The organism is Streptomyces sp. NPDC020747 (assembly GCF_044334695.1).
GTDB lineage: Bacteria > Actinomycetota > Actinomycetes > Streptomycetales > Streptomycetaceae > Streptomyces.
This window is the reverse complement of record NZ_JBIRTJ010000024.1, coordinates 45,149-60,775: the sequence shown is the minus strand read 5'-3', so window position 1 is coordinate 60,775 and position 15,627 is coordinate 45,149. Positions and strand designations below refer to the sequence as shown.

4 protein-coding genes are annotated in these 15,627 nt (G+C 66.6%); 1 reads left to right on the top strand and 3 read right to left on the bottom strand.

The window, feature by feature from the left end:
- Window positions 1–115 precede the first annotated feature (115 nt).
- The 3 genes from ACH4YP_RS43540 to ACH4YP_RS43530 all read right to left on the bottom strand — a co-directional run bounded on the left by ACH4YP_RS43540 (window position 116) and on the right by ACH4YP_RS43530 (window position 11,922).
- The gene (locus ACH4YP_RS43540) at window positions 116–6,430 is read right to left on the bottom strand and encodes an RHS repeat domain-containing protein (protein ID WP_398496903.1); all 6,315 of its coding nucleotides are present in this window, start codon (window positions 6,428–6,430) and stop codon (window positions 116–118) included.
- Window positions 6,431–6,666: 236 nt separating this feature from the next.
- Window positions 6,667–10,275 carry a LamG domain-containing protein gene (locus tag ACH4YP_RS43535; RefSeq protein ID WP_398496822.1) on the bottom strand — a complete coding sequence of 1,203 codons (3,609 nt, stop codon included), beginning with the start codon at window positions 10,273–10,275 and terminating at the stop codon, window positions 6,667–6,669.
- 1,455 nt (window positions 10,276–11,730) lie between these two features.
- Window positions 11,731–11,922, bottom strand: coding sequence for a hypothetical protein (locus ACH4YP_RS43530; protein WP_398496820.1), 192 nt, complete (start codon window positions 11,920–11,922; stop codon window positions 11,731–11,733).
- Here ACH4YP_RS43530 and ACH4YP_RS43525 point away from each other — a divergent pair.
- Entirely contained in the window at window positions 11,909–15,088 is a 3,180-nt protein-coding gene (locus tag ACH4YP_RS43525) for an RHS repeat-associated core domain-containing protein (RefSeq protein WP_398496818.1), read from the top strand. The genes ACH4YP_RS43530 and ACH4YP_RS43525 overlap by 14 nt on opposite strands.
- Window positions 15,089–15,627: the final 539 nt, after the last annotated feature.

Below are 15,627 nucleotides of genomic sequence, written 5' to 3'. Positions count from 1 at the left end.
TCTCCGTGAGGGGCTGGTGGGTCCCACTGCTGGTGGGCTGGGTGGCGCCGGGCGGGCTTCGAGGTTACGTCACTGTTCCTCGGTGCCCGCCCGGCACCGTATGTCCGACCGTCGATCAGTCGAACCAGCTGTTCCACTTCTTCGAAATGAAGTTATTGACGGCGCCTGTCGACATGATGCCTGCGACTGCTCCGGCGCCCGCCCCAATGGCACCGCCGACGACCGTTCCGACCGGGCCTCCGACGGCCGTGCCTATGGACATCCCGAGCGTGGAACCCAGCTTGGTCGCGCCCAGCACCACAGCGGTGTTGGCTGCGGTCTCCACCGCGGCCAGCGGGACGTCGCCCCCAGTGGATTGGTAGTTCGAGTATCCGGTGAAGACGACCCCCCCGCCTAGAAGTCCCCATTTCGCGTACCCCATCGCCCTGCTGTTTCCGATGGTGCCGATGCGTGCGATACCGGGATGGGTCTTCTGGGCTTTCAAGACTTGGGCGGACTGACGGTTGGACCTCATGTCTGCCTTGGCCTGGCCGGTAATGGCTCCGGCCGCGGTGAACCCCTCCTGAGTGTAAGCGCCGGATGTCATGAGCCCGTTGCCCGCGTTGCACAGGTAATTCCAGTCGGACTCGATACCGCAGTTGGCCGAGAAGGAGAACAGCGGGACCGGGTCGGGGCCCATCAGGAGCGGGGGCTGGGAGGGCGGTCCGTACACCGGCCCGCCGCACGCGGCCAGCGGAGGCACGCCACAGCTAGGAGGCCCGTAGACGATGCCACCGCTGGGGGGTCCATAGACGATGCCACCGCCACCGCCACCGCCACCGCCGCCACCGCCACCGCCACCGCCACCGCCACCGGGGATCGGGACACCGTTGCGGCATGGAACGAGGCCCTCGCGGCACTCGGGGACCTGCTCACCGGTCGGGTCCGCGAAGGTGGTGGGGTTGTTGTTGGCGTAGGCATAGCCGTTCAAGGACTGGCCCTGTTCGGTGCTGAGTTTGGGATCGGCGCTGATGAACTGGCCGATGCCGGGATCGTATTCGCGTGCGTCGGTGTGGGTCAGACCCGTGTTGGAGTCGTTCGTCTTGCCCAGGAACCCCTTGTCGTCCGGCCATGCACCACCGACGGAGGTGCCGCGTTCTGCGCCGAACGGGGTCATCCGGCGCTTGGTGACCGCCTGTGTGCTGTCCGAGGACACGGCCAGGCTCTGGGTGCCCTGGTGGTCGCCAGCGAGGTAGGAGAGCTTGTTGTTTCCCGACTCGTTGCTGCGGACGGCGATGCTCAGGCTGCCCGAGGAGTAGGTGCGCTGGGCCCAGGTGGACCCGCCTGCCCTGAGGTGGAGTTCGGTGTTGCCGGTGTAGAGGACGCGGTCGCCGTTCTCGGTCGTCCTGATCAGGAGCGTGCCGTCGGCGTCGTAGACGTAGTCCGTCTTCTCGCCGTTCTCGGTGACCTGGGCGAGCCGGCCTTCCGTTGACCAGCCGAGGTTCTGGCGGCCTTCGGGTCCGGGTCGCGCGGTGGTGTTGCCCGACTGGTCGTAGCCGTAGTCCGTGTCCGGAGCGGTGCAGTTGGCGGCCGAGCTGGTGCCGGACAGGGTGTGCGGGCGGTCCTCTGTGTAGCAGTAGGTGGTCGTGGCGTTGCCGGTCGTCCGGTGCCGGACCTCTGAGCTGCGCTGACCGGCCTTGTTGTAGGTGTAGTCGGTCCAGTACGGCGCGGGTCCTGAGAGGTTGCTGGCGCTGGGCGATGCCGAGCAGTCCTGTGAGGAGGGGGTCCAGGCACTGGTGAGGCGGCGGTTGCCGTCGTAGCCGAAGCACTGGGTCTCGGCGGCGCTCGTGCCGCCCATGGTGGCCGGGTCGGCGACGGAGGTGATGTTGCCGGCCTGGTCGAAGGTGTAGTTGAGGTCCATCAGCATGTCCGGGTGGGTCTGGTCCTTGACATGGCTGCGGGTCAGGCGGCCGGTGCCTTCCTCATAGGTGTTGTTGACGTAGACCTTTTTGTGGGCCTCGGTGTTCGCCGTTCCCAGGGTGTATTGCTGGGCTTGGCCGAGGGAGGAGTAGTGGGCGTCCAGGAGGTAGCCCGTGCTGCCGGTGATCGAGGTGACCTGGCCGAGCGGTGTGTAGCCGTAGCTGATGATCTCGGACGGCAGGCCGCCGAGTCCGGGCTCCTTGCTGTTGCTCAGCGTGCCGTCGATGCGGTAGGCGCTGGAGAACTCGATGGTGGCCGGTGCGCCGGCTTGGACCAGCGGGTCGCTGGTAGGCAGGGCCAGCGTGGTGGCTGTGGGACGGTCAAGGGAGTCGTATTCGGTGGCTGTCTTGGTGTACGCGGATCCGGACTTGCCGCCCACATAGCGGGTGTTGGAGGCAGGGTGGCCCTTCAACAGGGAATCGTAGGTGTAGGCGGTCAGCTGGTGGGCGTCGTCTTGGATACCGTCCCAGGTGGCGGTGATCCGGCCGAGCTCGTCATAGGCCGTCAGGACGCTCTTGTCGCGTGCGTCGGTGCTCTTGGTGAGCTGGTCGAGGGCGTCGTACGCCAGCCTGGATGTGCCCTTGTCGGGGTCGTCGATGGTGGTCTTGCGTCCGAACAGGTCGTAGCCGTACGACCAGACGGCACCGTCCGGTCCTGTGACCGAGAGCTCTTTGTCGTCCAGCGTGTGCTGGAACTTGGTGGCGCTGTACATCGTGCCCAGGCCGCCGCCGAATTGGACGTCTGCCGGGCTGGTGCCGGCGTATTCACGCTTCTCGACGTCCCGGCCTCGGGCGTCGGTAAGAGTGCGGGTTGCGGAGCCGCCCTGCAGCGCCGTGGTCGCGGTGGAGTCGCCGGTGTACGTCGTCGTGGTCGCCCATTTCTTCACGCCGTACACGAAGAGGGTGCTGACGGTGGCCCGTTCGGCACCGTCGTGGGCGGTTTCCGTCTGCTTCGGGGCTTCGCCGTACTCGGCCCGGGTGTAGGTCGAGTTGGGGGCGGAGGTGGTGTCGAAGATTTCCTCGTACTTCTCGTAGGCCAGGCCGCGGGAGTCGTAGCGGGTGTCGGTGAGAAGGCGCCCGCCTCGCGGGCTCGGTGACTGCTCTTGAAGGGGTCTCAGGAGGGCGTCATAGAGCGTGTACGTGGTGTTGTACGTTTCGCCGTCCGCCTTCAGGGAGGCTGAGGACATCCAGGATTGTTTGGTGGCGCTCAGGCCGTAGGCGAACTTCTGGTTGGGGCTGTACTCGGCTGCTCTGTTGCGGTTGGGCCGCCACACCTCGGTCAGCCGGCCCAGGGCGTCATGGGCGAGTTCGGTCTTCTTCAGGTTCGCGTCGTAGATCCGGATGTCGAGGCCGCGCCGCGGGTCCTTGAAGGTGGTGACCTTGTGCCCCTTGGGGTTGGAGACCACGGTCTTGGTCAGCGGACCGGCCGATTGAGGTGTGTAGGCGGTCGTCGTCGTGTGGTCGGCGGCGTTGGTGACGCCGGTGACACGCCCCAGGGTGTCGTATGCGGTGCTCTCGACGGTCTGCCAGCTGGGCGTGGTGGAGCTGTAGCCCTTGGCACGGCCGGTCCACGTCTTGAGGCCCTTGGTCGGTTCGGCGGAGGCCGACCAGGTCGCGCCGTCGTAGGCGGTGGCGGTGTCGGAGATGACGTCGCTGCGGCTGGACGAGTTGCCGGGCAGGTCCAGTTGGGCGTCGGTCACGTCACACGGCTTGGCCACGACGCGCTCGCGGGAGACCGGGTCGGACAGGCCGGTGTCGGTGTTGCGGGCGTACCAGGTGCGAGTGCAGGTCTCGTCGCCGCTCTTGGCGTCGTCTCCCCGGTCCTCGGACTGGGAGACCATGCCGTAGCTGTCGTAGCTCTTCTCCACTGTGCGGGTGCGCCACGTCTTCGGCGTGGTCAGATACGTGTGGGTGATCTCCGTCTTGGTCCGTACGAAGCGGGCGACCTGGTCGGCGGCGTCCGGCACGTCCTGCCGTGCGGTCTCCGAGGACCACGGTTCGCTGGACTCCGCGGAGACTGCATTCGCGCCGTCGTAGGTGACCTTCTGCCGCAGGTGTCCGGCGTACTGATCGCTGTCCTTGAGTGAGGCCAGACCAAGGACAGGGGTGCTCAGCGGGGCGACGCTGACGGACTTGGTCGTTCCGTCCTTCTTCTTGTCCCCGTCCATGCCCTGCAGGTAGAGGGAGACGCTCTTCGAGCGGGTCGTGTCCTTGGCGCCCTTGTAGACCGTGACCTGGCGGTAGCCACGCCAGTTGGACCAGGTCCGCTCGTCCTTCGGGATAAAGGGGTCGTCGTTGTAGTGCCAGGCGGCGCCGTTGTAGACGTACTCGTGCTCGACGGCTTCGTTCTGGCCCGCCGGATCAGAGACGGTGACGGCGAGGACCCGGTATTTGTGGAACCAGTCCACCGAGGCGTTCTCGGCGCCGTTGATGTTCCAGTACAGCGGGTAGCAGGATCGGGTGTTGGTGTCCTCCGCGGCTCCGGTGACCTCGTTGCGTACGCACTCCGGCCCGGACAGCGTCACTGTGGTGATCGCCCCGGTCTCCGAGGTGATCGTCGAGATCCGGGGACGGGTCAGCGGCAGGATGTCGTCCGTGCCGTCCACCCGGTTGGGCCGCATGTGGTGGGTGAAGGAGATCGGGTTCATCGCGACTGCGGTTCCGGCCTTGCCGGTGCGCTTGAGCGATTTGAGGGTCAGCGTGTGGTCGGACGTGTCGCCGATGTCGCCGCCGTCGAGGAACTGCTGGGTCAGTTCCCAGGAGTCCACCGGGTCGTAGGCGCTGGTGCCGGCGTTCCAGGAAAGGGTGTTGATGTCGGTCAGTCTTTTGCGGGAGAAGAACGAGGGCCCTACCGCCAGGCATTCGTCGTCACCGCTGGAGCAGATCGCGTCGAAGGGGACGTCCGGCCAGTTCTTGGCGGTCTCCTTGGTCAGCGATGAGCAGTCTGATGCCGTGCACCGCTCGGCATAGGTGAAGGTGGCCTTGGCGTCCGCGTCATCGGTGAACAGCGCGCCCTTGCGCAGGCCGTACTTGATCTCCTTGAGGTAGCCGCCGCGCACGTAGGAGGCGTTGGCGTCCTCTGATTTGTTCTTCCGGTAGTGGTTGGTCTCCTTGGCATACCAGTAGGTGGCCGCGTTGCCTTTGGTGTCCTCGACGTAGTCGAGGTTCCAGCGCCAGCCTTGGGTCAGCGACCGGTCGGCGAAGGAGTCGCCCTTGGAGTAGCCCGGCTCGCCGGAGTCATCTCCGAAGACCGGCGCGGTCCAGGTGGAGTTGGTGCGCTGGTCGGTGGCGCCGTCCAGTTTGTCGAGGCCGAAGACGTACTTGGTGCCGTCACCGGTGATGACGGTCCAGTGTTCGCCGTTGTCGTCGCCGTTGTCCGCGCCGGTGGAGCGGGTCACTTTGGAGGCGTCGTCGTTCTCCAGGCGCCACTGCCCCGATTCGTTGTCCTTGACGAGCAGTGACGACTTGCCGTTCAGGACGAGCGTGGCGTTGTCGTACTTCCAGCACTGGTCGTGAATGTCGTCGTGGCCGTCGTCGTCACAGCTGCCGTAGGCGCGCTCGATGAAGGAATCGGTGAGCGCGAAGCCCTCCCCGATCGAGTTGCCCTGGTTGTTGGTGGCCGCGGTCCGGCCGTCGACGCTGCCCGAGTCGTAGGAGAGCGACAGCGTCGGTGACGGGCCGGCTGCCGCTGGCGGCAGGGTGAAGTCGTACGACCAGTTGAACGAGCCCGAGCTGCCGCCCGATTCCCAGGTGGAGGACTCCGTGAGCGAGGTCGCGGTATAGTCACCGCTGCCGTTGGGAGACTGTCCCGTACCGGTCTCCGTGGCGGCGAGAGCGAGCACTGTCGCCGCCGAGGTGCTGGTGGCTGACTGCGTGGAGGCCCCGTTGCTCGCGGCGAGCGTGACTGGCGCGGTGAGTGTCTGCTTGGTGGTGCTGTTCTTCGTCGGGAGTGGAGTCTGCACGCGGCAGTGTGCTTTGGTGGGCGTGGTCAGTGCGCAGGCGGGCAGCTGCACCAGATGCAGCCGCTGGGCCCAGCCTGCGCCGATCGCTCCGGCCAGTTCCCGGTAGCCGACGCTCACTTCGGCTCGGCCCGCACTGTCGGCCTCGGCCGTGAACACAACGCCGGAGATTCCCGCAGCCTTCGCGGCAGCAGCCTTCTGCACCGTGAACCGGGTCTTGGTGCCCGGGGGCACGGCGTGCTTGCCCGCGGCCCGGACGCTCACAGGCAAGCCGCCTGGCTTGGCGGTGGCGGAAGCTCCGCTCTTCACGTCGACGGCCGCGGAACCCGTCTTCGGCCAGGTGGCGTGCTGCTCCCGACGGGCTCTTGCGGCCTGATCGGCATTGGCCTTGGCATCTCGGGCCACGTGCTCTCGGGCCTTCTTGGCGCCGAGCCCCTCGACCTTCTTGACCTTGCTGACCCGGCTGTCGGGCACATCCGGCCGGCCAAGGCCGCCGTCGGCCGCTTGAGCCATCGGGGCCAGCCCCACCGGGACGGTCAATGAGAGCGACACGATGGCGACCAGCGACCGTGTGCGGTGGTGTCGTGCTCTGTCGACTACGGACCTCGCCAAAGCAAGCGATCTGGATCTGATAGTGCGCAAGGACATGGCTGTCCGTCCCCACCCCTGAGTAGTTGGCGCGGCCGACCTTTGCGAGGTCGGCCGCGTGGTGAGCCAGGGGCGGACATCGGCCCGCCCCTGGGCTGTTCTCAGTCCCCGATGTGCGTGCTGATCTGCTCCGCGTCCGCGACCGCGCCGGCGAAGAGCCGGACGTCCCCGATGCGGGCAGGCACATGGTGGCCCCAGGTCCCGTTCGCGTATCCCTTGCCGACGGCGAGCTCGCCCGAGCCGATCACGGCAGTGAAGGGCTGTGCCTCACCGTTCGGGTTGTGTCCCAGGTACAGGCTGATCGTGCCGGTCACGGGGTCGTGGACACCGGTCAGCCGCACCGGGCTGTCGACTGCGGCGACCTCGTCGGAGACCACGGAGCTGAAGGTGCCGTCGGCTTTCAGGCTGCCGAAGTGCCATTTCCCGACCGGGACAGTGCGTTCCTCGAGTGTCTCTTCGTCGAGCACCGTGTCCTTGCCGGTCAGCTCGTACCAGAAGCCCCAGGAGCCGCCTTCGGCGCTGCGTTGGCTGAGCACACCGCCGACATGTCCGACGTCCTTCCTCGCGAGTGCCGCTCCGTCCAGCTCCGCCGTGGTGGTGACCGTGAAGGCTCCGGTGCCGTCCACCAACGGACCGTCCACCGTCGCCGCGTCGTCCACGCCGTCGAGGACCAGGGATTCTCCGTCCAGGGCGGCGCCGCCCTGCAGGGTCAGGCTCTTGCCATAGCCGGACGTGGCGTCGGGGATGGCGGAGCCGCTTCCTTCCTCCGGCCGCCAGTCCGCCACCAGCTCAAGTCCGGCGAAGCCCTGGGAGATGAGGAGCTGCGACTCGTCGGCGATCTCCTTGGGGGTCAACGCGCGCTGCCATACGGCCACTTCGTCGATGGATCCCTTGAAGGGATCGACGTAGTTGTCCCCGTACATCACCCGGCCGATCTCCATGTTCCCGTCAGCCGACCAGGGCGTGCCGGCGTCAACAGTCGCTTCCCGCTTGCCGTTCACATAGAGGTGGACCTTCTTGGCTGCCGCATCGTGCACGGCCGCCACGTGGGTCCACACGCCCTTGGGGTGGGACACCGAGGCTGCGGCTTCCCTGGCGAACGTGCCCTCGGTGGAGAACACCCGGATGCTCCACTTGCTGCCGTAGGAGATGACGAAGGGGCTGTACTTTTTCGTCCATGGGCTCACGGTGGTCGGTGTCTGGCTCAGCACCGAGACCGTCTTCGTCGAGGCCGGATCGACCCGCGCCCAGGCGGACACGGTGTACGAGGATCGGTTCTCCAGGACCGGGCCGTCGGTCGCCGCATATCCGGTGGCGCCGTCCAGCGCCAGGCCCTTGTCGGTGACCGGGGTGGCCAGCGGCTGCCCGTTCTCGTCATGCGTGATCAGACCGCGTCGGCCGCGGTCGTCACGCTGCGCACCGGTGGCGAGCGTCGCGTCGTCCTTGCCGTCGCCGGTGGCCGCGTCGAGTGCCGCGCCGCTGGTCTCGTCGAAGTGGTATCGGGCGACCGGGCCTGAGCCCGCGGCGACCAGGAAGTCCACTGCGTTCCACGCGCCGTAGCGGCCGACGTTGTCCTTGGCCCGTGCCCACAAGGTGTACGTGCCCGAACGGTCCGGCTCAACCGAGACGTTCGCGGTCGAGCCGTTCACCGTCGGCCAGGTCGACATTCCCGTGAGGTTGTACTGGTAGGAGACGATGTTGCTGTCCCCGGGATCGGGGGCGAAGGCGAAGGTGCCCTTGATGCCGGGGCCGCCGCCGGCGGCGCACGCGTTGGTCGTGCATTCCGAGTACGGGCTTCCGATGGTGATCTTCGGTGCCTTGGGCGCGGTCGGGTCGACCTTGAAGAAGCACCAGCCGGTCGTCGAGGCGTTGGACGGCCCGGCCAGGTGGCTGCCGCCGTTGTTGTAGTACGACTGCACCCAGGCCCGGTACCGGTACTGCTTGCCCTCCGTCAGAGTCGACCAGGAGATCGTTTGCTTCTTGCCGTCTCCCGCGTAGCCGGTCGAGGGCCTCAGATCACCGTTGCCCGCAGTCGTGTCCGACCACGTACCGTCGCTGTTCTTGTGGTCCAGGTCGAAGTAGATCCGCAGCTGGGCACCACTCTCGCCGCCCGGCTTCGTCTGCGTCGTCGCGGCCAAGGACGGCGTCGGATCAGAGACGATCGACGGGTTCGACTCGGTAGTGGAGCACACGGTGCCCGAACCGGTCACCAGACCGATGCCGGTGGGCTTGTCCGGCAGGCCGACGAAGTCGACAGCCAGCACAGCGTCGTTCTTGAACCGCTTCCAGGCGCTGGTGTCGGACTCGTCGTTCGCCCGGATCTCCAGGGTCAGCCGGGAGAACTTGCCGGCCGCGAAGTCCCGCACCGTGGGAGTGAGATTCTCGTTCGTCTCCTCCGGGTTGTCGTTGAACTCGATCGGCGCGTCCGGCGAGTCCGGATCGCACAGCGAGCCCCGGCCTGCCGACACGTGCCGGTCGCCCATCCAGTCCAGCTCCTTGGGACGGGAGGACCACGTGGTGGAGGAAGAGATGTTGTTGGTGCGCACCAGATCCACCCAGCGCGGTTCGCACTGGAACGCCCACGGTTCGGTCACCCGGAACGTGGTGTCCAGGACCTTCTTGCCCTTCAGGCTCGCCGGGGAGAACTCGAAGTACAGCCGCTGCACATACCCCGGACCGCAGTAGTAGTTGTTCCAGGTACCGCACTTGCCCGCACCCTTGCCCAGGCCGTCGTCCCCGTTGCCCCAGCCGTACGACTCGTAGCCGTCGCTGCGCAGCAAGGTCCGCTCCGACTCACCCCAGGTGACGGTCGGGTCGATGAACACCGGAAACGCCGACGCCTCGGTCTTGGACAGCATCTCCGCGTCCGGCACCACGGTCAGCGCATCCTTGGTGACCTGGACATCCATCCGGGCCACCGTGTCGCCCTGTCCCGGCTCCAGCCCCTTGCCGGACGGCGCCGACTCCGCCGGATCCGACGGCTCCCGCTCCTCCCCCGCAGCGGTCCGGGCGAGCTGGGCCTGTGGCTGCGGAGCAGCCTTGCCCGCCGAGTCCCACATCTGGGCGGTGGGGGCGCGGAACACGGTCCGGCCTGCGGCATCGACGGCGGCCAGGGCACCTCTGCTGTTCTTCCGGACTGTCAGTCCCGTCGCCTGCAGACCGAAGGTGAGCTTCCTGAGTTCGTCGCTCGCCGCTGCCTTGGGCGTCTTGACGACCAGAAGGTGCTGGAATCCCTCGACGGTCACCGTCACCTTCAGATCAACGTCGGGAAGCACCTCGCTGTAGACGGCGCTCGCTCCGTTCAGTTCAGGCGCGGGCAGCCTGCCTGGCCAGCTGAGCGCAAGTGACTGTCCACGGTCGGCGATCGACACCAGCGGGACCTTGTCACCGCCCTGGGATAAGCCGATCTCCACCGCGGCAGCCTTCGGCCCGATCGAGCCGTCCGCGTGACGCTCCAAGGTGGCGTCCGGCTGCTGCCATCCCCCACCCGGCTTCGGAACGCGCAGCGGCACAGACGACTCTTCCAACGTGAAGGTGTATCCGTCCGGGTTGGCGAACACCGTCGTGCGCTCGCCGCGCTCACCGATGACCTCGACCCTTTGGCCGGATGTCCTTGCCTCGGCCAGCGCCTTCTGCCCCTCGGAAAGTCGAGGCTCCTCCTCAGCCGTGGCTCCCTGCGCGATCGGCGCAGGCCCCACAGCGGTGAACACGAGCGCAAGACCTGCCACCAGGACCGCCCCCGGTCTTCCTCTCGATCTTCTACCCGTACCGTCGACACGGCCCCACCTTGAGTTCACAGCCCCACCCCACTGTCACGATCAAGAGACGCGACATTCTTGGGGGAAAACGCTTGCCATGGGCATGCCCTTGCACGTGATGTGATGAAACTGTGACTCCTGGTGAAGAAGTCGGCAAGCTGCGGCCCTGAACTCCGCACACGCACCGCCTTGACGACCCTGACACGATGCAACGAAAAGTGTCAGTCACCTCCGACCCGGAGCCGGGCTGCGGACAGCACCACTCAACGGATCTATCCAGTGATCACGTGGAGGCCGAGAACCGTCTGCGATCAGGCCGCGTGGCGCGCGTGGCGACGAAATCCCGCGGCGCCGTCGGTGCGTCTGGCGATACGGAATGCTCCGAATCGACCATCCGGCCGCCGCCGCTTCACGTACCCCCGCATCCACATCCCGCTCCAGCGGATCGAACGGGCGTGGGCTGCGGAAGTCCGGCCGTTGCCGGACCTCGGGGACTAGGGATACCGGATTGCCAAGGGCAGGCGCGGACTTGCACTGCGATCCGGGCAGGCAGTGTGGCCCGCCGTCACCAGCTGAAGGCAGCTTTGCGCAGTCGCGCCGGTGCAGCGATCACCGCAGCATCCCGGCCGGCACCGGAGGCCGATCAACTGCGAGGCAGTCACGGGCCGCCCAGCTCACCTCGGGGCGCGACCGTTTTCCGGCCCTCGGCTGCCGTTCGAGTGACCTGCGCAGAACAGGAGCAGCGCGTGACTCGCAGGAATATGCGGGGTGCGTTCGGTCAGGTAAGGGGCACGAGGTTTCGAACAGCGTTAGGTCCCAACGTCGAAGTCCGCGCGTCGGCCGTCTTGGGTCATCGCGCCGTCACCGCGCACGAAGCAGCCCAGCTTGAACACTTACGAGTGACGACGCGATGCGGAGCGCGGAATCAGCCCCTCTACTTCACGATGGAATGCCCCTTCGCCCTCCCCTTTCACGGACGTCACACAGGAGGTTGCAGGTCGCCCAGCTCGTTCGCCGCACTCGTCACTCCTTCCACTTCGCAACAGGGTTTCAGCCAGGGCCAGTTGGCGGGGCGAGTCTCCCTAGCCGCGCCCGAACGAGTGTGCCTATCGTGGCCGCCGCGTCCACAGGTTCACACCGACAGCACCTGTCGTGAGCACGAGGGAGCCAAGGGGGGAACGGTGTGCTGATTCGCATGCAGCGGGACACCACGCCGACTCACGCCCTGTGTCCGGTGGGCGTTGGTGATCGGGCACAAGAGCGGGCGGCCGGCAAGTCCCCGTGTGCGCCGTGCGTCCGCTGTCCCCCGGCGGCGCCGTGACACCATACGGCCCTCTCTGTGATGGCCCGGCCGCTCCCCTTCTGCCCTGCACATGTACCGCACCCCTTTTCGATCCAGGTAGGGAGTCACGGCAACATGTACTCACGCACCAAGAGCACGCCGCGCAGACGTGCCCGGTTACGTACCAGACGCATCGTGATCGCCTCATCAGCTGTCTTAGCACTCACCGCTTCGGCGATGCCGGCGATCGCCGCGCCGGACAGGCCGGTCTCGGCGTGGGGCAAGGACGGCGAGAAAGCGAAGATGCCGCCGGTCAAGGTCGGCACGACCAAGGCGCCGAAGACGGTCCCGGAGAAGGTTTCGGAGCAGTTGGCGCGGTGGCGTGCCGCGCAGGAGGACCGCGCCCGCACCGGTGAGGTGCCGCGTAACGCCAGGGCGGCGATCGAGGCGGTCGTGCCCGAGGGCCAGGGGCAGGTCCCGTGGCATCAGATCTCCGATGTACGGGTCGCGGACTCGCTCGTGGCGCGGGTGAACTACTCCAGCGGCAACCTGATGCTCGCCGCGACGGACTTCCAGGTCGCCGGGGTCGACAATTCGCTGCAACTGACGAGGACGTACAACTCGCTGGACGCCCCGTGGGGCAAGGTCTCGCAGCGCTGGTGGGCCAACTACGAGCGGTATCTGCAGATCGAGGCCGATCAGGTGGTGCTGTACGACGCCACCGGCGGATCGGTGTCCTTTACGAAGAAGGCGGACGGTACGTACGCGACGCCGAAGGGTTACCGTCTGGATCTGGAGAAGACGTCCGGCGGCGAGTACACGGTGACCGAGCGAGGCTCGGGCATGAAGGACACTTACAGTGCCTCCGGCACGCTGGTGAAGGTCTCCGACCGCAACGGCGGGCACATCCTCATCGACCAGCACGACGAGGGCACCGAGCACAAGGGCTTCAAGCTCACCGAGTCCCGCTCCGGCCGCAGCATCGACCTGGTCAAGACCGATGCGTCGCAGTGGCAGGCCAAGGACAACACCGGCCGCACCGTCATCTACGACCTGAATCCGGCCGGGGACTTGGCCAAGACCACCGACGCCGAGGGCAAGGCCACCTCCTTCGGCTACGACGCCGACCGGCGCCTGACGAAGATCACCACCCCGGAGGGGAGGGTCACGGTCTTCACCTACGACAGCACCAACCGCGTCACCTCCATGAAGCGCGCCACCGGCTTCGACGGCTCCGGCGAGACCGGCCCCACCCACACCTACGCCTACAGTGCCGACGCGCCGGGCAAGGCCGGGGTCACCACCGTCACCGACCCGGCCGGGAACCAGACCAAGTACACCCATACCGCCGACGGTTCGGTCACGAAGGTCACTGACGCTCTCGGCCGGAACCGGGAACGCACCTACGACGCCAACCTGAACCTCGAGACGGCCACGGACGCCATGGGCGCCGGTTCCGACCCGGCCAATGTCACTGCCTACGGCTGGGATACCCGTTCCAATCCCAGCAGCCTGAAACTGCCCACCGGCGCCACCGCCTCGCTGACCGGCTACCGGACGATCGCCGGGGCGGACGTCCCGGGGAAGATCACGAGCGCGGACGGGGTGGAGGTCAGCTACAGCTACGACTCCGCGGGCAACACCACCAAAGAGACCGTGGCCGGGGCGGACGGCGGCACCCGCACCTTCACCTACAACCCCGCCGACCCCACCTGCGGCGGCTTCAAGGGCCAGCGATGCGAGGTGAAGGACGCAGGCGGCAAAGTGACCAAGTTCCGCTACGACGCCAAGGGCAACGTGGCGAAGGCCACCCCTCCCGGCCCTCTGGGTGAAACGACGTACACGTACGACAGCGCGGGCCGGCCGGAGACCGTCACCGACGGCCGGGGCATCAAGACGGTGTTCGGGTACGACAACCGTGACCGGATCACCAAGGTGTCCAGTACGAACATGACCGTCACCTACGCATGGGACGGTGACGGCAACCTCAAGCAGCGCTCGGACGCCACCGGTATCACCAAGTACGACTTCGACCCGCTGAACCGGGAAACGGTCCGTACCCTCCAGGACGGCTCGCAGACCGTCCTCGAGTACACGGCCGAGGGCAACGTCGAGTCCTACACCGACCCGTCGGGCACGGTGGAGTACGCGTACAGCAAAACGCACAAGCTGCTGTCCCTCACCGATCCGCAGGACAAGAAGACGACGTACGACTACAACGCCAACGACGCCCGCACCAAGACCACCCTTCCCGCAGGCATCACGGAGACGGTCACGCGGGACAAGTCCAACCGGGCAACACGGATCACGGCGGCCTCCGATGCGGAGGGCACGATGATCGACCTCGCCTACAGCTACGCCTACACCAGCGGCGGCGAGACCGTGGATGGCACGCAGATCCGCTCCCGCACCGACCACGTGGACGGCTTGAAGCGGGCCTACGACTACGACTCCGCCGGACGCCTCAAGTACGCCGAGGAGACCGAGGGCTCGACGCTCAACAACAGCTGGCTGTACTGCTACGACAAGGCCGGCAACCTCACCTCCCAGAACGGCAACCTCCCGGTCGCCCGCAAGGCCCAGGCCGAGGACACCTGCCCCGGAGGCTCCACCTACACCTACAACGACGCCTCCCAGCTCACCGCCCGCGACGGCAGCACCGACGGCTGGTCCTACGACAAGGCGGGCAACGAGACCGCGGCGAACCCCACTGCGGACACCGCCCGCGCCGGCGGGCAGTGGAACGACTTCTCCCAGCTCACCTCTATCACCCAGGGCGGGGACGAGTACAAGGGAAGGTATGCGTCCACCGACCAGTCCGAGCGCACTCAGTTCGGCGACACGCTCTTCCACAACGGCCCGGTCGGTCTGTCCGCGCAGACGAAGGCCGGGGTGGACATGAGTTTCACCCGCGAGCCGTCCGGAAACCTCAACTCCTTCCGCACCAAGGGCGAGACGTACTACTACCTCACCGACGCCCTCGGCACGGTCGAAGCCGTGGTGAACTCCCAGGGCAAGAAGGCCAACTGGTACTACTACAGCCCCAACGGCATCACCGACGCCACCGAACAGGTCCCGCAGCCCTACCGTTTCGTGGGCGGCTACCAGGACCCGACCGGGCTGTACCACAACGAGGCTCGTTACCTCGACCCGAGCATCGGACGCTTCACCCAGCCCGACCCGGCCGGCCTCGAAGCCAACCCCTACCTGTACGCCTCCGGGGACCCCACCAACATCATCGACCCGAGCGGCCTCTTCGGCTGGGGTGATGTACTCGGGGGAGTAGTCACCGTCGCCGTGGTAGCCACCGTCACGGTGGTGACCGGAAATCCCATCCTGGGCGGGGCGGCGGGCGGCTGTGCCGGCGCTGCCGTGAATGAGGCCTACCAAGGCAACTCCGGGAAAGACATGCTCAAGGCGTGCGCTACGTACGGTGCCGTCGGCGCATTGGGCGGGCTCGGATGGGTCAAGCTGAGGCCGTGACGTAGTCACCGCTAGGTTCGAACTCGGGTGCCATAGGCTTCGCGCTTATGGCACCCGAGTCCACGGGAAGATCACACTTCTACGGAAAGTGAGGAAGTCGGTGGCCGGGTGGAAGCCATCCAAGGAATTTATTTTACGTGCGCGGGAAATTATATCCCCATGCGCGTCCTGGATAATTCTCTGGATATGTATTCGCTGGAGTTACCCGCTGGCCGTAGTTGCGCCTGTATTCGTCAGCGCAACTCTGCTAACTATTTTCCCCGTATTGCTTCGCTTCGCTGCGCATCTACGTCCACCTCGTCAAGATTCAAAAGTCGCTGGACGTACGAAACTTGCCTATAGCGTCACCCACTGGCTGACTTGGTATTTCTTGATACTTCCGCTCGCCGTAATCGCCATTCTGGACGGCACCCGGCCGGATTGGGGAAGAATGATCATTATTCCCTGCGTAGCGCTCGCCCCTCATCTCGCCATGACAATACGACACCGACTCCGCCCGGATGCTCGAAATACACGGTAACGAGCGAGAGCATCGGGAG